Below are 18,668 nucleotides of genomic sequence, written 5' to 3'. Positions count from 1 at the left end.
TAGAGGAATTGTTGGCGGCAACAGTTGATATGGATCAGCGCAGCCGGCATTGCACCGGCTGCGGGGAGCGTGGAGGTTACTTGCCAGGTACCAGCGTCAGCCGCTTGCTACCGTAGGCGCGATCGAAGTTCTGCGGTTGCAGAGGCAAGCTCATGTAACGGCCCTTGAACCAGGCATCCAGACCATCGGCAAAGTGTGGGCTGGCCGGGTTGCCGGACTGGCCGCTGCTGCTCTGCAGTTGCAGCGGTTCGATCTGGCCGAAGTCCACCACCATGCGTAGGGATGGCGCCAGTTGGGCGTTGAAGTCCTTGCCCCAGGCATACGCTGTAAGGTTCAGGGTGCTGTGGTCGCCGCCACTGGCCTGGGGGCCACGGTTGACGGCGTCACCCAGGCCATGGAAGGTCGGCGTCGGCCAGCGCAACTGGTGCAGCTTGCCCCATTGCCAGGCCCGACGGTCGTTGCCCAGTTGCGCTTCACCGGCACTGACCGCAGCGGCCAGGCTGCGGGCGAGGATCGCCGGTTTGTCTTCTTTCTGCGCGGTGCGCAGGTCATCCCAGAACGGGCTGTCTTCACGACCCAGCAAATGGTCGGCCTGAGCCGAGTATGACAACCGCGCATTGCCGACAAAGGCCTGCCAGCTCGCCGAGTTTTCCGGGCCCAGCTCATCGAGGAAGGTCTGTTTCGCGCTTTCCTGCAGGAACAGTTCATACAGGGCGGCGTCGGCCGAGGTGGTGCTCAGTCGACCATCGAAGGCCATCAGGCGAGTGTAGGCTTCGCGGGCCTTGGTACGCTGCTCGCTTGGCAAGGCTTCGATTGCCTGTTTGAGCGGTTGGGCCATGCCGGGCGCTTCGAGCATCTGCTTGAGTTTGCCGGCGAACAGCGTGGTCTGATCGTTTTGCATGGTGATCAGGCTGCGGCTGTCATGCTTGCCGTTAGCAGCCAGCTGCCCCAGGCGTTCGGCGCGCTCGGGGTAGTACCAGCTGTTGGATAACTGCATGCCATAGCCTTTGGGCACGCTGCGCTGGTTGGCATTGCCGAGCCAGCCCTGGAGCGGATCCTGGTCGTAAGGGTGGAGCATCGGGTCGGCATAGCCATCCCAGTCATAGCGTCCCTCCCAGCCCGGCGAGGGCAACAGCCCTTGGCCTTCGCGACGATTGGGGAAGCGCCCGCTGACCTGCCAGCCGATGTTGCTGGCGTCGGCGAAGACCAAGTTCAGCGCTGCGGCGCCGATCTCCCGGGTGTTGTCGAAGGCGCGCTCGACGTTCTGCGCCCGTGACAGGTTGAAGAACGCGTCCAGGCTTTTGTCACCCTTGAGCTGGGGCAATTGCAAGGCCAGGCCCAGGCTGGCGTTCTGCGCCTGTCCGAGCAAGGTGCCATGACGGGTGTCGTACAGGGTTTCGCGCTGTGGGCGCTGGCCCTTGATGAAGAAGGTCTCGTTGCGCGCCAGGGCCGGTAGCCATTTGCCGTCGGCCTGGTACATCAGGCGGCTGCCTTCACGCTTGAGCCGCTCCAGGTACAGGTCCTGGTTATCGGCCATGACCGCGCTGGCACTCCAGGCCAGCTTGCCGTTGTACCCGGAGAGCAGCAGCGGTAGGCCGGCAATCGATACACCGGCGGCCTGGTACTTGGGCGTCCGAATCTGCACCGGGGTCATGGCCCAGGCACCCAGGGTGTCGCTGGCCAGCAGGCTCTTGCCGCTACGGCTGCGTTGCGGGGCAATGGCCCAGTTGCTGGAACCGGCTGTGCCCAGCAGATTCAAGGCCGCCAGTTGCTCGCTGGCAGCGGTCAAGGGTGCCAGCCCGGCCAGTTGGCTAGCCAGGTTCAGACCCTTGAGCTTGTCAGCCTCGGCCATTGGCAGGGGCTCGTCGGGGTAGCTGGGCAACAGCCAGGGCAGTTTGTCGCTGCCGACTTTCTGCGCCAGGGTCAAGGCGGCGAGCTCTTCCTGCAGGTTGACCGACTGGCTGAAGTTGTACAGGGTGAAGATCAACGCCGAGTCTTCAGGCTTCCAGTACTCCGCACGGTAGCCGGTTTGAGCCAAGGGCGCCGGTAGCCGGTCGCGGTAACGGAACAGGTAGGCGTTGACGCCACGGGCATAGACTTCAAAGAAGCGCTTGAGTCGTGGTGAGGCATCGGCGTAGAGCTGGTTGGCGGTCTGTTTCAGGTTGGCGCCGCGCATCAGGCGGTCGACTTCCAGGACATCAGGGCCCGCTATCTCGGCCAGACGACCCTGGGCCAACAAGCGCATGCCGACCATTTGCTCAATGCGGTCGCCGGCATGCACATAGCCCAGCGCGAACAGGGCGTCGTGGAAGTTGCTGCTTTCGATCAACGGCATGCCTTGGGCATTGCGCCTTACTGACACGTTCTGGGCCAGGCCCTTGAGCGGTTGCACGCCGCTGACCGGTGGCACGCTGTCGCGATAGCCGCCCATCTGGCAGCCGCCCAGGGCAAGCAAGCCGAACATCGCTGCGGCTACGCCGAACCGGGGGAGAAAAGGGGGAAAGGCTGGCGCGGCCATGGTTGGGCTCCTGCAGGGCGTGGCGTCTAAAAGGCGCTACGTTAGTGAGCCCGACCACGCCATGCAAGCGGGGCACAGCCTTTATTTTCCAGGCTGTTAAGACGCGGTTATCAGGCCCCGTGGCACTTCTTGAACTTCTTGTTGCTACCGCACGGGCACGGATCGTTGCGGCCGACGTCCTTCAGGGCGTTGCGCACCGGCTCCTGGTGGCCGTGGTTGCAGTGCGGACCGTGAACATGGCCGTGGTCATGGTCGTGATGATCATGATCGTGGTTGCAGTCAGGGCCATGGACATGGGGTTGTTGGGTCATTGCGGGTTACTCCGGTAAAAGATCGCCGGGAATTATCTCACCACTGCGCGATAAGTGCAGTTCGCGGGTGAAGATTAATCCGCTGTTGAGCTCGCCATCGAGGCGGTAGCGCAAGGGGCGATCGGTGTTTCTGAGCATTTTCGCCAGCGGTTTGAGCTGTTGCCAGAGGTTGGTGCGCACGGGGATTTTGAAGGTTCGCCGGGCATGTCCGCCGACACTGCGCCAAAGGCTTTCCTCGCCCTCGGCCAGTAACAGATCGTTCAGGCGCACGGCATAACTCAGGTTGCGGATGAACAAGCGTCCGTCGTTGGGGTTGTCGACGCGTATATGAAGGACGAATTCTTGTTCCAGCAGACGCACCTTGACCGCTTCGACCTTGACCAGGTGAACCTCGGGGTCGCGGTAGTCACTGCTCAACCAACTGGCACACCCGGTCAGTTGCAGTATCAGAAAGCTGAACAGCAACAGACGGGTCATTGGCGTTAGCTCCCCAGGTAACTGGCACAGCACTTCTTGAATTTCTGCCCGCTGGCGCAGGGGCAGGCATCGTTGCGCCCGGCCTTCAGGCCGACTGTCGGGTCGATGAAATACCAGTGCCCGTCATTTTGCACAAAGGCCGAACGCTCACGGTGGCTATGTTCGCCGTCATTGTCGTGCCAGCGGGCAGTGAAGGTGACGAAGGCATGCTCGGGCTTGCCGCCGAATACTTCGGCGCTTTCCACTTCAAGGCCCAGCCAGGTGCTTTGCGCGCTCCAGGCGGCAATCGCGGCGCGGTCAAGGCCGGCTTGTTGTACGGGCAGGGTGGTTTGCACCAGGTAGTCAATCAGCCCCAGCACGTAGGCGCTGTACCGTGAACGCATCAGGGTCTGCGCGTCGGGGGCCGGATGCCCGGCGTGATAGTGTCCGCAACAGGCGTCGAGCAGGTTACCGCTGCCGCAGGGACAAACCGAGACACTCATTGTTTCACCACCAGTACTTGCCAAAATTTTGCGGATTGGCCCAGAACTTGGCATTCAGCCAGTCCGGGACCTGTTTGTATTCACGTAGATCATAGGTGAACAGGCTCAGTACCTGATCATCGCGCTGAAACTTTTCGTTGGCCTGCAGGGCCAAGGCGAAGAAATCGGTGTCTTGCCAGCCACAGGCGCTCAGGTCGGCCAGCACCGCCACGCGGCTGGCATTGAGGTTGCGGATGCCACCGAGCAATTCCAGGCCCTTGCGCTTGGGCAGATGCTCCAGGCAATCGACCAGCAAGGCCAGGTCAAAGCGCTGAGCTGCCAAATGCTCAGGCAGGGGACCCGGTTGGGCCTGGGCAATCTCGACCTGCGGGTGCGCCTGGGCAAAGGCTTCCAGGGCTGGGAAACGCGTACCGACCAGCAGCAGGCGTTGCGGGGTATAGCGTTCAAGCAGCGCCGCCAGGGCTTGTTGTGGCGTTCGTTGGGAAAATCCGTCAATCATCGGGAATCCTCGGTCAGATGCGTCAAGACTAACGATCTCGGGCCCTCAGGCATAGTGGCTGACGGCCGCATCATGGCTTATTGCTGGCGGAGATGGTGTGCGCGGTCTTTACTCCCAGAGCATCGGTTTTGAACCGATTCCCCCTAGGAGGTGCAACAAAATGAGCATAGTACGCACAGCATTACCTCTGGTTCTGCTAACCAGTGTGTTGACTGGTTGTGCAGGTTTGCAAAAAACCGACTGGCCGAAATGTGCTGCCGTCGGGGGTGTAGGCGGCGCAGCCCTGGGCGCCATAGAAAGCTCGAGCTGGGCTGGCTGGGGCGCGTTGCTTGGCGCGGGCATGGCGGCGGGCTACTGCTGGGCCCATGGCGATGGCGATGAAGACGGCGATGGCGTGCCGGACAGCCGTGACAAGTGCCCGGGTACCCCGCGTGGCGTACAGGTCGATGCCAATGGCTGCCCACCTGAGCCGGCGCCGGTGGTCGAAGAAGTGGTCGTGGTCAAGGAAGAGGTCATCGTGATTCGCGATGTTCACTTCGAGTTCGACTCTGCCAGGCTGACACCTGCAGACAAGGAGCGCCTGAGCACCATCGCGACCCGTCTGAAAAACGAGGCGTCAACGGCCAGGCTGAGCGTGACCGGACACACCGACAGCGTCGGCCGCGATGCCTATAACCAGAAACTCTCGGAGCAACGTGCCCAGTCGGTCACCGACTACCTGATCAGCAGCGGTGTGCCGCAAGCCAGTTTTGTCTCGGTGCAGGGAGCAGGCGAGTCGCGGCCGGAAGCCGACAATGCGACCGCTGGAGGCCGGGCAATGAACCGCCGTGTGGAGATTCGCATCGAGCGCTGAAGCACAAGCGGCCTGCGGCTTGAGAAGTGCCGCAGGCCAGTCTTTACTCCTGTGTGACCGGTAGACGCCGGTGACACAGGAGCAATTCCCATGAGTGTACTCTCCAAGGCCGCAGTGCCGGTGTTGGTGGCTGCAAGCCTGCTCTCCGGTTGCGCCACCCACAGTGATGGCAGTGCAACACTCAATCAAAGGACCTGGCCTATCTGCAGCCTGCTTGGTGGTCTGGTAGGGGGCGGACTGGGGGCAATCGAAAGTTCTGCCTGGGCGGCCGGTGCCGGCGCTGCCGGGGCCATTGCCGGCGGCCTGATCTGCTATACCCAGGATGGTGACGAGGATGAGGATAGCGTATTTGATCGCCGCGATCGTTGTCCGGACACTCCGGTCAACACGCCGGTCAGCCACACGGGCTGCCCGTTACCTCAGTATCCGGTGGCAGAAAAAGCGGCGGTCGTGTCTGAAGTCATCACCTTGAATGACCAGGGCTTGGTCATGTTCGCCTTTGACTCTGCCGAACTGACCAGCAGCGCCCACACCCAGTTGCAGGCGTTGATGAGTAAGCTCAATGCGCCCAGTGTGGTCAGCGTCAAGGTGATCGGTCATACCGATAGCCAAGGCACCGATGCCTATAACCAGGGGCTTTCCGAGCGGCGAGCCAGCAGCGTCGCCGAATACCTGATCAGTCAGGGACTGACACCGTCGAAAGTGACCAGCCAGGGCCGCGGCGAGAGCGAAGCCATTGCCGACAATGAGACCGACGCCGGGCGCGCGCAAAACCGCAGGGTAGAACTGCACCTCAATTGATCAAGCATCTGGTGCGCAGCAGTGCCAGCCGTTACTGTTGCAGGTGATGTCATTGCGTTGGCATCGCCTACCAACAATAACAGCAGGGGCGCGCATGAAGGGTTTACTGGCGCTGGGCAAGGCTTTGACGGTGGTGTTCTGGTGGGTGGTGCTAGTGAATCTGCTGATTCCCCAGGAGTTCCCCTTCAATCGTTTGATCGGTCTGGCCGGTGCGGCGCTGTTCGGTTTGCACCTGCTGGAAGTGCTGTTTTTCAATGGCTGCTTGCGCGGGCGTAGTCATCGCTGGTTTGACCGCTTGCAAATCCTGCTGGTCGGTATCTTTCATGTCCTTTCGATTCCGGCGCCACGCCAGGAGAGTGCTCATGCGTAAGTTGGTTTTGCTGGTGGCGTTGTTCAGCCCCTTGGCGTTGGCTGAGTCGATCAGTGTTGCGCCGCACTCGGTGCTGCGTTTGCCGAACAAATCCAGTGTCGTGCACTTGCAGCGCCTTGAAGTCGCTGATGCTGCAACGCTGTTGCTGCCGGCCAGTCTGGTCGAGTTGAAGGTGGACGAGCTGCGGCTGGGGCAGGAAGCACGTATAGCGATTGCGCCTGCAGAGAGCACGTTGCGGGTGGATGTGGCGCGAGCGCAGTTGGGGGAAGGTAGCCAGATCGCCGCACGTGGTGCTCCGGGTACGTATGAGCGCGCTGCAAAGGCCGGACGTGATCTTGATTTGCAGTTGCATGCCGTACAGGCGCCGTTGCTGGCTATTGATGCCCGAGGAGGGGCCGGTGCGCCGGGGTATGTCGGGCTCGATGGTGCCAATGGCAAAGCCGGCGGATGCACGTGGGGCCAGGCAAGTCGCGGTGCCAACGGTGACAATGGTGGCGATGGGCATGACGGTGCGGCCGGTGGTCGGGTTCGGTTGGCGTTGCCAGCAGGCTTTCCCGCTGAGCGGATCAAGGTGCAGCTCGACGGCGGGGCACCAGGCGTGGCCGGCGCTGCTGGCAAGCCGGGAGCGGGGGGCGTAAGCAAAGGCTGTCTGGTTTATCGTACGGCGGCGGGTAAGCCCGGGAAGCCTGGAGTTCCCGGCCAGCCAGGGTTGGCAGGGACTACAGGTGAGCTGATTCTGCAGCGCTTGTAGGTGCAACTGTCGATCTGTGGGCGCTGGCGATAGCCTGCGATCGACTGCGAAGCGGTCGCTATCCGGGCAACCCCGAACTTGCAGGGTATTAGTAATCACATCATCAGGCGCGTAGTCGCTACCAGCACTACTGAGATGCCGAGCAACAAATTAATACCCACCAGGCGGCGAATCTTGCCCAGCACCGCCGCGCCCGTCGGCCAGTCTTGCGCTTGCACCGCTTTGCGCAGTTCCGGCAGCAGCAATGACTGGACACGAATGAACAGTGCGATCATGGCGATGGCGCCGCCCATCATCACTTGCACATAGCGTGGCGCCGCGTCGAAGCCGGCGAAACGCAGGTGCAGCATGCCTATGCCGCTGATCGCCAGGACCGCGATCGCGACCCAGACCCACACGAAAAAACGCTGAAACACTTCTACCCAGAGGCGTAGACGGTCAGGCCCTTGAAGGGCTGCAACCGCCGCAGGCCGCAGGATCAGCCAGGCGAAGAACATCCCGCCGACCCATACCAGGGCGGCCAGGACGTGCAGGCTATAAGGAAGGGCAAAGGCGCTCATCAGGATCTCCATTCGGCGCAAAGGGCAATAGCGGGGTATGATAGCGACCCAATCGAAACACTGAAAATTTATCCAGCCCTTCGGGCGCCCTGACACCATGATCAGCAACGAACTCAAAACCACGATTCAGGGCGCCTATTCGCGTTTTCTCGAAGCCAAGAGCCTCAAGCCTCGCTACGGCCAGCGCCTGATGATTGCCGAAGTGGCCAAGGTGCTTGGCGATATCGACTGCGACGATGAAGGTCGACGTGCCGGTGAGCCCGCCGTGGTGGCGGTCGAGGCCGGTACCGGTACCGGCAAGACGGTTGCCTATAGCCTGGCCTCGATTCCAGCCGCCAAGGCCGCTGGCAAGCGGCTGGTGATCGCCACTGCCACGGTGGCCCTGCAGGAGCAGATCGTCTTCAAGGACCTGCCCGACCTGATGCGCAACAGCGGCCTGAATTTCAGCTTCGCCCTGGCCAAGGGCCGTGGTCGCTATTTGTGCCTGTCCAAGCTCGACCTGTTGCTGCAGGAAGGCCACGCACAATCGGCCACCGCGCAGTTGTTCGAAGAGGAAGGCTTCAGGATCGAGGTTGACGAGGCCAGCCAGAAGTTGTTCACCAGCATGATCGAGAAGCTCGCCGGCAACCGTTGGGACGGCGACCGTGACAGCTGGCCCCAGGCCCTGGAAGACCAGGACTGGGCTCGTCTGACCACCGACCATAGCCAGTGCACCGGGCGCCATTGCCCGAATTTTGGCCAGTGCACCTTCTACAAGGCCCGTGAGGGCATGGGCAAGGTCGATGTCATCGTCACCAACCACGATATGGTCCTGGCCGACCTGGCCCTGGGCGGTGGTGCAGTATTGCCTGATCCGCGCGACACCATCTATGTATTCGACGAAGGCCATCACCTGCCGGACAAGGCCATTGGCCATTTCGCTCACTACACTCGCCTGCGCTCTACCGCCGACTGGCTCGAGCAAACCGCCAAGAACCTGACCAAGCTGCTGGCCCAGCACCCCTTGCCAGGGGATCTGGGCAAGCTGATCGAGCAGGTGCCGGAACTGGCTCGGGAGATCAAGGCGCAACAACAGTTCATGTTCAGCGCCTGTGAGCAGGTGGCTGATTTCCGTCCCGGTGAAGATACCGAAGGCCGCGAGCGGCCGCGTCACCGCTTCGAGGGCGGCGTGGTGCCCGAGCACATGCGCGAGATGGGCGTCGAGCTGAAAAAGGGCTTCTCACGCCTGACGGATCTGTTCACCCGCCTGACCGAGTTGCTCAAGGAAGGTATGGATGCCGAGGTGAATATCGGCATCGCCAGCCATCAGGCCGAAGAATGGTACCCGCTGTTCGGCAGCCTGTTGATGCGCGCCCAGGGTAACTGGGAATTGTGGACCGCCTTCACTGCTGAAGATCCTGAGGACAGTCCACCCATGGCCCGCTGGTTGACTCTGGCGGAGAGCGGGGCGCTGTTCGACATCGAGGTCAACGCAAGCCCGATCCTGGCGGCCGAGATGTTACGGCGCAATTTGTGGAACGTTGCCCATGGCGCGCTGGTTACCTCGGCAACGCTGACCGCGCTGGGCAAGTTCGATCGTTTCCGTATGCGCGCCGGGCTGCCCAAGACGGCTGTCACCAGTGTTGTGCCCAGCCCCTTCCATCATGTCGATGCCGGCGTGTTGCGCGTGCCGGACCTGCGCGCCGATCCCCGGGATGCCGCTGCCCACACGGCGGCGATCATTCGTGATCTGCCTGACCTGGTTGAGGGATCGCGTGGTTCTCTGGTGCTGTTCTCTTCGCGTAAGCAGATGCAGGACGTGTTCGATGGTCTGGATCGGGACTGGCGCAAGCAGGTGTTCATCCAGGGCAACCTGTCCAAGCAGGAAACCCTGAACAAGCACAAGGCAAGAGTCGATGGCGGCGATTCCAGCGTACTGTTCGGTCTGGCGAGCTTTGCCGAAGGGGTTGACTTGCCGGGTGCCTACTGTGAGCACGTGGTGATCGCCAAGATCCCCTTCGCGGTGCCGGATGATCCGGTCGAGGCGGCCCTGGCCGAGTGGATCGAAGCGCGTGGAGGCAATCCGTTCATGGAAATCGCCGTGCCGGACGCCTCCTTGCGCCTGATCCAGGCCTGCGGTCGCCTGCTGCGTACCGAAGAAGACCGCGGCACCATCACCCTGCTGGATCGACGTGTGGTCACCCAGCGCTACGGCAAGGCTATTCTCAATGCGTTGCCGCCGTTTCGACGGGAAATTTCCTGACCCCCGGGGATCAATGCGCCGGGGCGTTGTCTATGACTCAGTTCAAGGCCCGCAAGGGCCCTCAAGGAGAGCTCCAGCCCTATGATTCGCCGTACCTTGCCTGCTGTCTTCGCACTGTTGTTCAGCACACCGCTGCTGGCCGGGCAACAGACGCTGTTCAGCTTCGTGCGCCCGGCCGCCGTGGTCAACGTGGTGACCGAAGATGCCAGCTTGCCGCAATACAACGCAGAACAGACGGCCGAGGGCGAGGTATTGCGTCGTGTGGTGTTCAACCCGGTGCAGCGGCCAAACCTGCAATTGAGCCCGCAAACCGGCACCTGGGACTGGTCCGCAGCCACGGCCATGACCTTGCGCCTGCAAAGTGGCATGGACTGGCCCCTGACCGTGGATGTCACGGTGTTAAGCAGCGACGGCAAGACCCTCAGCAGTCGTATCGACCTGCCAGCAGGACCGGCGCAGACGGTGCTGGTGCCGCTCACGGCCAGCTCGCCGCTGAGCCAGGGCATGCGTGCCGGGCCACCGATGCCCTGGGTGCATGAAGGCCAGCGCTGGGTGCTGACCAGCAGCAGCGGTGAGGTGGACTTGAAGCAAGTGGTGTCGGTGACCTTGTCGATGAACAAGCCCAATGTCGCCCAGAGTCTAATGATTGAACGCGTTGGCATCCAGGATGACGACCAGTTGCAAAAGGCTGTGTATACCGGCTTGATCGATGGCTATGGCCAGTCCACACGTGGCCGCTGGCCGGAAAAGATTGTCAGCGATGACCAGCTCAAGGCTGCTGCGACCCGTGAGCAACAGCAACTCAAGGGCTGGTTGGCCGAGCGCAGCCAGTTGCCGCGCGACAAGTTTGGCGGTGTGACCACAGGGCCAAGTTTCGATGCCAAGGGCTTCTTCCGTACCGAAAAACGTGACGGGCGCTGGTACCTGGTCACCCCTGAAGGCCATCCGTTCTATTCGCTGGGCGTCAACACCGTGGCAGCCGACGGTGGCCGGACCTACGTTGCCGGGCGCGAGTCGATGTTTACTGCACTGCCGCAAGCAGGCGAGCCACTGGCGCAGTTCTATGGCGAGGGTAACAACAACGACGGCAATGGCTCGTCCAGTGGTCGTAATTTCAAGCAGGGGCGCTGGTTCGACTTCTATGCCGCCAACCTTGAGCGTAGCCATGGCAAACCCTGTATCCCGGTCGCCGCGACCAGCACCATGGCGGCCGTGGAATGCCCGGCAGTGGTTCTGGACCTTCAGCGTTGGCAGGGGCATACCCTCGACCGTCTGCAGGCCTGGGGCTTCAATACCCTGGGCAACTGGAGCGAACCCGCTTTGGGACAGGCCAACCGCCTGCCTTACACCCTGCCTTTGTCGATTGTCGGCGACTACGCCAGCATCAGCACGGGTATGGACTGGTGGGGCCGGATGCCCGACCCGTTCGACCCGCGCTTTGCCATGGCCACCGAGCGTGCCGTGGCCATCGCTACCCGTGACCACCGTGATGATCCATGGTTGATCGGCTATTTCGCCGACAACGAACTGGCCTGGGCCGCTCCGGGTGATGATCCCAAGGCCCGTTACGCCCTGGCCTACGGTACCTTGCGCTTGACCACTGACGTGCCGGCCAAGCGCGCTTTTCTCAAGCAGTTGCGCGACAAATACCGCAACCAGGCCGGGTTGTCCAAAGCCTGGGGAATCGACCTGCCAGCCTGGGAGTTGATGGAAGATCCTGGTTTCGAGCCGCCGCTGCCGAGCGCCGACTATCCTGAGATCGAAGCCGACTTCAAATACTTCCAGAAGGTCTTTGCCGAAACCTACTTCAAGACCATCGCTGATTCGCTCAAGTGGCATGCGCCCAATCACTTGTTGTTGGGAGGCCGCTACGCTGTCAGCACGCCTGAAGCGGTGGCAGCCTGTGCCGAGTTCTGTGATGTCCTGAGTTTCAACTTCTACACACCCAAACCCCAGAACGGCTACGACTTCAGCCAGCTCAATGCCTTGGACAAGCCGGTGCTGGTATCGGAATTCCAGTTCGGTTCGCGTGACCGCGGGCCGTTCTGGCCAGGCCCGATGGAAGTGGCCAAGGAAGAAGCGCGGGGCCCGGCCTATGCTGCCTTCGTCAAGGCGGCGCTGGCTGAACCGTCGATTGTCGGCGTGCACTGGTTCCAGTACCTGGACCAGCCTGCCAGCGGCCGCTTGCTGGATGGAGAGAACGGTCACTTTGGTCTGGTGGGAATCACCGACGTGCCGTTCCAGGGATTTGTCGACAGCGTGCGTAAGAGCAATCTGCAAACCCAGGAGCAGATCGCTAAGACACTCGTCACTGAAAAGTCCTCAAAAGCCCAGTAGCAGTGACTTGGCGGCTTGATGCGCGATAACAGCATCAGGTCGCCAGGCTGCCGGGCGAGACGACTGCCTGACCACTGTCTGTTCCCAAAACCTTCGCAGGCTGAAACAATGCACGCCATTTTCGATAGCGGTGGGCGCGGGGAGCGGCTGGGTGCAGATTCAGGGTCATTACGAGCTTAAGTTCGAAGCCGTGCGCGAAGCCTTTGCCGCGCTGTTCGACGATCCCCAGGAGCGTGGCGCAGCGCTATGCATTCAGGTCGGCGGGGAGACTGTCGTGGACCTCTGGTCCGGTACCGCCGACAAGGACGGTGTCGAGGCTTGGCACAGCGACACCATTGCCAACCTGTTTTCCTGTACCAAGATGCTCACCGCCGTGGCCGCCTTGCAACTGGTGGGAGAGGGCAAGCTGGCCCTGGATGTTCCCGTTGCGCGTTATTGGCCGGAGTTTGCCCAGGCTGACAAGCAGACGATTACCCTGCGCCAGTTGCTCAGCCATCGCGCCGGGGTGCCCGCGCTTCGCCAGCTCATGCCCGCAGAAGCCTTTTACGATTGGCAAACCATGGTCCAGGCACTAGCTGCCGAGGCACCCTGGTGGACGCCCGGCACGGCACATGGCTATGCGGCTATCACCTACGGTTGGCTGATTGGTGAGTTGATTCGTCGTGCTGACGGTCGCAATCCTGGCGATGCCATCGTCGCTCGTACGGCTCGCCCCTTGGGCCTGGACTTTCACATCGGCCTGGCCGATGAGGAGTTTTACCGGGTTGCGCATATCGCCCGAGGCAAGGGCAACATGGGCGATGAAGCCGCTCAGCGTCTGCTCCAGGTAACCCTGCGTGAGCCCCAGGCGCTGTCCACCCGTGCCTTTACCAACCCGCCGGGAATGCTCACCAGCACCAACAAACCCGAGTGGCGACGAATGCAACAACCGGCAGCCAACGGTCACGGCAACGCCCGTAGCCTGGCCGGTTTCTATGCTGGTTTGCTCGACGGCAGCCTGCTGGAGTCCGAACTGCTCGATGAACTGACCCGTGAACACAGCCTGGGCGAAGACAGGACACTGTTGACCCAGACCCGCTTCGGCTTGGGTTGCATGCTCGACCAGCCGACAGTGGCCAATGCCACCTTTGGTCTGGGCAGCAAGGCCTTTGGTCATCCAGGCGCCGGAGGATCGGTTGGTTTTGCTGATCCGGAGTACGATGTGGCCTTTGGATTTGTCACCAATACTCTGGGCCCTTATGTGTTGATGGACCCTCGCGCGCAGAAGCTTGTGCGCGTCCTGGCAACTTGCCTTTGATCGGTTAACCCCGATGTTACCTGAACCCTTTGTCTATTCTGGATTCAAACGATTAGCACAATTGGGCAGAATTTCTTTCATTTTCATGGTGTATCCTTGATGTCTTCACATAAAACCTTAGCCCTCGCCCTGTGCCTGGCCATGACCGGTTGCGCGCAGCATTCTCAGAAAGGCGCAGCCGACAGCGGGATCGACTGGTGGCCCTTCGGTTCGGACAAGGTTGCCGACCAGGAAGTGAAGCAGGTGGTTGCCGAGAAAGTCGCCAAGGCCGATGCCAAGTCCGACAGTAGCAGCCGCTGGTGGTGGCCGTTCGGCGAGAGTGACAAGGCAAAGACAGCGGCCGTGCCGAAGATTGACCACAAGGCCACCCAGGCCTGGCTCGACAGCTACGAACCGCGCCTGCGTGAAGCCATCAAGGACAGCAAGTTCGAACTGGAGCGCCGTGAAGACGTGCTGGTAGTCACCGTGCCGGTGGACAGCTCCTATAACCCTGATCGTCCGGCCATGCTCCTGCCTGTCACGCTGGGGCCGATCACCCGCGTGGCCAAAGCGGTAGAAACCGACAAGCAGACCGCCGTTTTGGTTCTGGGTCATGCCGACACCAGCGGCGCCGCCGCCGGTAACCAGAAACTCAGCCAGGAGCGTGCGCAGTCGATTGCCGCGATCTTCCGCCTCAGCGGCCTGGAGCGTGATCGCCTGATGCTGCGCGGCATGGGCTCGGAAATGCCGCGTGCGGCCAATGACAGTCTGCAAGGGCGTGCCCTGAATCGTCGGGTGGAACTGGTCCTGACCCCGCAAAACACCATGGTCGCCTTGCTCGCCAAGTACAAGCAGCCGACGCCGAGCCCGGCCGAGCTGGTCGCAGTGCAAGATGCCAAAGCCCCGGTCAAGGCAGCGGTGAAGCCTGCCGCCAAGGCACCGGTGAAAAAAGCCAACGCCAGCAAAAAAGCCGCCCCGGCCAAGAAGAAAGCCCCGGCAGCTAAAGCTGCGGCTAAAAAGCCTGCGCCAGCGGCCAAGAAAGTGGCTGCTAACGCTAGCCCTGCGAAGACCAACTGATCGTCAAGGAACGCAGCAATGACCAAGACCCTGGCTGATATGCGCCGCGATTACACCCGGGATGGCCTGGCAGAAGCCCAGGCCCCGGACGAGCCTTTCGCGTTGTTTCGCCAATGGTTCGATGATGCGCTGAAGACCGAACAGCCGCCGGTGGAGGCTAACGCCATGACCTTGGCAACGGTGGATGCTGATGGTCGTCCGCACTGTCGGATCCTCTTGCTCAAGGGGCTTGATGAGCAAGGTTTCACCTTCTTCACCAACTACGACAGTGCCAAGGGACAGCAGCTGCAGGTCAATCCGTTTGCGGCCATGACGTTCTTCTGGCCGGCCCTGGAGCGTCAGGTGCGGATCGAAGGCAAGGTAGTCAAGGTTACGGCCGAGGAGTCGGATGAGTACTACCAGGTACGTCCGTTGGGTAGCCGCCTGGGCGCTTGGGCTTCGCCGCAGAGTCAGGTGATTGCTGATCGTGCTGAGCTGGAGGGATTGGTCAAGTCCACCGAACAGCGTTTCAGTGATACCCAGCCGCATTGCCCGGAGCATTGGGGAGGTTATCGTCTGTTGCCAGAGCGCATCGAGTTCTGGCAAGGGCGTGCCAGCCGCCTGCATGACCGCCTCAATTACCGTCTGCAACAAGGTGCCTGGTTGCGCGAGCGCCTGGCGCCTTAATCGGCCTGGTAGCCGGCGGCCTGGCGTTCCAACCAGGTCGCCAGCTCGGCGCGTTTGACCTTTTGCGCCTTGGCGTTGTCCAGACATTCAAGCATGTAGGCTTTCTTGCCTGCGTCCGCGCCGGCCAGTGAAAGCGCCAGGTCGCGGTCCATCCAGCGGCGGATGCGCACGTACAGCCACCCGTGAAAATACAGCCCTGCCAGAGTCGTAATGACGACGATGAAGTAATCCATGTCTATCCTTGCGCTAAACGTTTTTCAGGCTGCATCGATGACACAGGCTGTATGGAAGCTGAATGGAAGCAATTTTACCCCGCATCTGTCGTGACAGTCGTCAATGCGCGGAGTCTAATGAACACCTGTCTTATGGAGATCATCCCATGCGTAAATCTGTTTTGCTGGTTGCCAGCTTCACCACGATGTCGCTGCTGCTCAGTGGCTGTGCCTCGAGCCTGACCGGTGACTCCTACTCGCGCGACGAAGCTCGCCGCGTACAAACCGTGCGCATGGGGACCATCGAGTCGTTGCGGCCGGTGAAAATCGAAGGCACTAAAACGCCTATCGGTGGTGGTGCTGGCGCCGTTGTCGGTGGTGTAGCGGGCAGTGCCATTGGTGGTGGACGCGGCAGCATTGTTGCCGCGGTCATTGGTGCCGTGGCCGGTGGCCTGGCGGGTTCCGCTGCTGAAGAAGGTCTGACCCGCACTCAAGGCGTCGAGATTACCGTGCGTGAAGAAGACGGCAGCATGCGTGCCTATGTGCAGGCGGTCCAGGAAAACGAGATTTTCCGCGTCGGCGAGCGTGTCCGTATCATGACCGTTGACGGTACCAGCCGGGTCACCCACTGATACTTCAGCATCAATAAAAAACCCCGACTCGGCAGTGCCAGTCGGGGTTTTTTACTGCCTGGGCTGGATCAGGCGACGGCTGCCTTGCGGCTCGCCAGTGCGGTGATGCCATAGCCAATCACTGCTGCGAGGATGGAACCGGTGAGAATACCCATGCGGTCCATACCGGCGTACTCGCTGCTGCCAGGAACAAAAGCCAGCGAGCCGACGAACAGGCTCATGGTAAAGCCAATGCCGCAGAGGATCGCCACACCCAGCACCTGGCCCCAGTTGGCGCCGGCGGGCAGGGCGGCGAGGCCAAGCTTGATCGCGATCCAGGTGAGGCCGAACACACCCACGGTCTTGCCCAACAGCAGGCCGATGGCAATGCCCATGGGCACGTGGTGGGTGAAGCTTTCCAGATTGACCCCGGCCAGTGAAACGCCAGCGTTGGCGAACGCGAAAAGCGGCAGGATGCCGTAAGCCACCCAGGGGTGCAGGGCATGCTCCAGGCTCAGCAGGGGAGAGGACTCGGCATTGCGTGTGCGCAACGGGATACACAGCGCCAGGGTGACCCCGGCAAGCGTAGCGTGCACGCCGCTCTTGAGCACACAGACCCAGAGGATCAGGCCGATTACCATGTACGGGCCGAGTTTGACCACGCCGAGCCGGTTCATGGCAATCAGGGCCAGCAAGCAGGCAGCGGCCAGCATCAGCGACAGGCTCGATAGCTCGCCCGAGTAGAACAGGGCAATGACAATGATTGCGCCCAGGTCATCGATGATCGCCAGGGTCATCAGGAACAACTTGAGCGACACCGGTATACGTGTGCCCAGCAGTGCCAGCACGCCCAGGGCAAAGGCGATGTCAGTGGCCATGGGGATGGCCCAGCCAGCGACGGCGGCAGGGTTGTCCTTGTTGAAGAACCAGTAGACCAGGGCAGGCACCACCATACCGCCGATGGCCGCAGCACCGGGCAGGACGATTTGCGAAGGTTTGGACAAATGGCCTTCGATGATCTCGCGCTTGACCTCAAGGCCGATCAGCAGGAAGAACAGGGCCATCAGCCCATCGTTGATCCACAGCAGCAACGGCTTGGCGATTTTCAGCGCGCCGATCTGGGCGACCACAGGAACATCCAGCAGGCCGTTGTACAGGTACGATAAGGGCGAGTTGTTGATGATCAAAGCCAGGGCGGCTGCAGCAATCAGTAATAGACCGCTGGCAGCTTCCAACTGAAAGAAACGTGTGAAAGTGCTACGCAGCAAGGGCGCTCTCCATCCTGAGGGTTCTGATAAGGGCACACCCTACCCTGTGATGATATGCATTAAAACAAAAACTATATTCTTTTTTGTTATAAGCTGTGACGATCCCGGCTACCGCAGCCTAGCAGTTGAGTGGGAATATTTTGTCTGGCTGTACCTGTCGGGTATGTAGGGACTTTCTTAACATGCTCCCCTGTATGTCGAATTTTTCGGGACTGGACCATGAACGATCACCGCCAGTGGGCACGTGAAGCTATCCGCATCATCGAAGCCGACTTCCAACGCAGTGCCGACACGCACCTGATCCCGCTACCCATGCTGGGTTTTCCCGAGGTTGAGCTGTATTTCAAGGATGAGTCCAGTCACCCCACCGGGAGCCTCAAGCACCGCCTGGCCCGGTCGCTGTTTCTGTATGCCTTGTGTAATGGCTGGTTGCGTCCGGGGGCGCCAGTGATCGAGGCGTCCAGCGGTTCGACGGCAATATCCGAGGCCTACTTTGCCCGTCTGCTCGGAATACCCTTCATTGCCGTGGTGCCGGCCAGTACCTCGCAAGAGAAGATTGCCCAGATTGCGTTCTACGGTGGCCAGAGTCACCTGGTGGAGGACCCGACCCAGCTCTATGCGGAGTCTGAGCGCCTGGCGCGGGAAACAGGTGGTCACTTCATGGACCAGTTCACCTATGCCGAGCGCGCAACCGACTGGCGCGCCAACAACAATATTGCCGAATCGATCTTTACCCAGATGCGCTTTGAGCGGCATCCGGAACCTGCCTGGCTGATCTCCAGCCCAGGCACCGGCGGCACTACGGCTACCCTTGGGCGCTATGTTCGCTATCGCCAGCATGCCACCCGGGTGCTCTGTGCCGATGCAGAGCATTCGGTGTTCTTCGACAGTTACCAAAGTGGTGACCGTAGCTTGCGCCTGGACTGTGGCTCACGGATCGAGGGGATTGGTCGGCCACGGGTTGAGGCCTCGTTCCTGCCACAAGTGATCGATGCGATGATCAAGGTGCCGGATGCGCTGTCGCTGGCGGCCATGCACTATCTGGCTGAATGCCTCGGGCGGCGGGTAGGGGGTTCGAGCGGGACAAACCTGATCGGCGCGCTGATGGCGGCGCTGCAGATGCAAAACGCAGGAGAGTCGGGTTCGATTGTGGCGATCTTGTGCGATGGGGGCGATCGCTACGCGACCAGTTATTACGACCAGGACTGGCTGGCGGGGCAGGGGTATCAGTTGCAGGGATTGATCGCGGCGGTAAAAGCTTGTGTGGAGAAGGGCGAGGCCTTGCCTGAGACGGTAATGCGCGCGGGGATTTGAATCGCATCGCGGGGCAAGCCCGCTCCCACTTCAGGTGTGGGAG

19 protein-coding genes are annotated in these 18,668 nt (G+C 61.3%); 11 read left to right on the top strand and 8 right to left on the bottom strand.

The genetic code is table 11. The features are described from left to right. Positions 1-76 precede the first annotated feature (76 nt). The 5 genes from ACRESH_RS08820 to ACRESH_RS08800 all read right to left on the bottom strand — a co-directional run bounded on the left by ACRESH_RS08820 (position 77) and on the right by ACRESH_RS08800 (position 4,287). Positions 77-2,518, bottom strand: coding sequence for a penicillin acylase family protein (locus ACRESH_RS08820; protein WP_431741626.1), 2,442 nt, complete (start codon positions 2,516-2,518; stop codon positions 77-79). Between the two features lie 110 nt (positions 2,519-2,628). Beyond that, complete coding sequence (locus ACRESH_RS08815; protein WP_038607838.1) at positions 2,629-2,829, bottom strand: SEC-C metal-binding domain-containing protein; 201 nt, start codon at positions 2,827-2,829, stop codon at positions 2,629-2,631. 6 nt (positions 2,830-2,835) lie between these two features. After that, complete coding sequence (locus tag ACRESH_RS08810; RefSeq protein ID WP_431741625.1) at positions 2,836-3,306, bottom strand: LEA type 2 family protein; 471 nt, start codon at positions 3,304-3,306, stop codon at positions 2,836-2,838. 5 nt (positions 3,307-3,311) lie between these two features. Continuing rightward, positions 3,312-3,788 carry a YchJ family protein gene (locus ACRESH_RS08805; protein WP_431741624.1) on the bottom strand — a complete coding sequence of 159 codons (477 nt, stop codon included), beginning with the start codon at positions 3,786-3,788 and terminating at the stop codon, positions 3,312-3,314. A gap of 4 nt (positions 3,789-3,792) precedes the next feature. Then, on the bottom strand, positions 3,793-4,287 hold the full coding sequence (locus ACRESH_RS08800) for a DUF6231 family protein (protein WP_431741623.1): 495 nt from the start codon (positions 4,285-4,287) through the stop codon (positions 3,793-3,795). Between the two features lie 160 nt (positions 4,288-4,447). Between ACRESH_RS08800 and ACRESH_RS08795 the strand changes: the two genes are divergently transcribed. The 4 genes from ACRESH_RS08795 (at position 4,448) to ACRESH_RS08780 (ending at position 7,062) form a co-directional block, all read left to right on the top strand. Continuing rightward, positions 4,448-5,140: an OmpA family protein gene (locus ACRESH_RS08795; RefSeq protein WP_431741622.1), complete on the top strand. Its 693-nt coding sequence runs from the start codon at positions 4,448-4,450 to the stop codon at positions 5,138-5,140. Positions 5,141-5,230: 90 nt separating this feature from the next. Further along, complete coding sequence (locus tag ACRESH_RS08790; protein ID WP_431741621.1) at positions 5,231-5,941, top strand: OmpA family protein; 711 nt, start codon at positions 5,231-5,233, stop codon at positions 5,939-5,941. 94 nt (positions 5,942-6,035) lie between these two features. Then, complete coding sequence (locus ACRESH_RS08785) at positions 6,036-6,311, top strand: DUF1145 domain-containing protein (RefSeq protein WP_431741620.1); 276 nt, start codon at positions 6,036-6,038, stop codon at positions 6,309-6,311. After that, positions 6,304-7,062, top strand: a complete 759-nt coding sequence (locus ACRESH_RS08780) for a collagen-like protein (protein WP_431741619.1) — start codon at positions 6,304-6,306, stop codon at positions 7,060-7,062. Before ACRESH_RS08785 ends, ACRESH_RS08780 begins: the two co-directional genes overlap by 8 nt. A 95-nt stretch (positions 7,063-7,157) precedes the next feature. On the opposite strand, the gene ACRESH_RS08775 is transcribed toward ACRESH_RS08780, so the two are convergent. Beyond that, positions 7,158-7,622 carry a CopD family protein gene (locus tag ACRESH_RS08775; RefSeq protein ID WP_431741618.1) on the bottom strand — a complete coding sequence of 155 codons (465 nt, stop codon included), beginning with the start codon at positions 7,620-7,622 and terminating at the stop codon, positions 7,158-7,160. Positions 7,623-7,719: 97 nt separating this feature from the next. On the opposite strand from ACRESH_RS08775, the gene dinG reads away from it, so the two are divergent. The 5 genes from dinG to pdxH all read left to right on the top strand — a co-directional run bounded on the left by dinG (position 7,720) and on the right by pdxH (position 15,220). Further along, positions 7,720-9,864, top strand: a complete 2,145-nt coding sequence (gene dinG / locus ACRESH_RS08770; RefSeq protein ID WP_431741617.1) for an ATP-dependent DNA helicase DinG — start codon at positions 7,720-7,722, stop codon at positions 9,862-9,864. 81 nt (positions 9,865-9,945) lie between these two features. Beyond that, positions 9,946-12,201 (top strand): beta-agarase, encoded by a 2,256-nt coding sequence (locus ACRESH_RS08765; protein WP_431741616.1) that lies wholly within the window; start codon positions 9,946-9,948, stop codon positions 12,199-12,201. Between the two features lie 151 nt (positions 12,202-12,352). Next, entirely contained in the window at positions 12,353-13,498 is a 1,146-nt protein-coding gene (locus ACRESH_RS08760; protein ID WP_431741615.1) for a serine hydrolase domain-containing protein, read from the top strand. Between the two features lie 99 nt (positions 13,499-13,597). Next, positions 13,598-14,554, top strand: a complete 957-nt coding sequence (locus ACRESH_RS08755) for an OmpA family protein (protein ID WP_431741614.1) — start codon at positions 13,598-13,600, stop codon at positions 14,552-14,554. An 18-nt stretch (positions 14,555-14,572) separates the two neighbouring features. Then, positions 14,573-15,220 (top strand): pyridoxamine 5'-phosphate oxidase, encoded by a 648-nt coding sequence (gene pdxH, locus ACRESH_RS08750; RefSeq protein WP_431741613.1) that lies wholly within the window; start codon positions 14,573-14,575, stop codon positions 15,218-15,220. On the opposite strand, the gene ACRESH_RS08745 is transcribed toward pdxH, so the two are convergent. Further along, positions 15,217-15,453, bottom strand: coding sequence for a hypothetical protein (locus ACRESH_RS08745; RefSeq protein WP_431741612.1), 237 nt, complete (start codon positions 15,451-15,453; stop codon positions 15,217-15,219). The two genes, pdxH and ACRESH_RS08745, sit on opposite strands and share 4 nt — an antisense overlap. A gap of 146 nt (positions 15,454-15,599) precedes the next feature. Between ACRESH_RS08745 and ACRESH_RS08740 the strand changes: the two genes are divergently transcribed. After that, complete coding sequence (locus tag ACRESH_RS08740; RefSeq protein ID WP_431741611.1) at positions 15,600-16,064, top strand: glycine zipper 2TM domain-containing protein; 465 nt, start codon at positions 15,600-15,602, stop codon at positions 16,062-16,064. Positions 16,065-16,132: 68 nt separating this feature from the next. Here ACRESH_RS08740 and nhaA read toward each other — a convergent pair whose 3' ends face one another. Then, complete coding sequence (gene nhaA, locus ACRESH_RS08735) at positions 16,133-17,311, bottom strand: Na+/H+ antiporter NhaA (RefSeq protein WP_431741610.1); 1,179 nt, start codon at positions 17,309-17,311, stop codon at positions 16,133-16,135. 219 nt (positions 17,312-17,530) lie between these two features. On the opposite strand from nhaA, the gene ACRESH_RS08730 reads away from it, so the two are divergent. After that, complete coding sequence (locus tag ACRESH_RS08730; protein ID WP_431741609.1) at positions 17,531-18,625, top strand: PLP-dependent cysteine synthase family protein; 1,095 nt, start codon at positions 17,531-17,533, stop codon at positions 18,623-18,625. The last annotated feature ends 43 nt before the right edge of the window (positions 18,626-18,668 follow it).

This window comes from Pseudomonas sp. (assembly GCF_050739775.1).
Classification (GTDB): domain Bacteria; phylum Pseudomonadota; class Gammaproteobacteria; order Pseudomonadales; family Pseudomonadaceae; genus Aquipseudomonas.
This window is presented reverse-complemented; position numbering and strand designations above follow the sequence as displayed.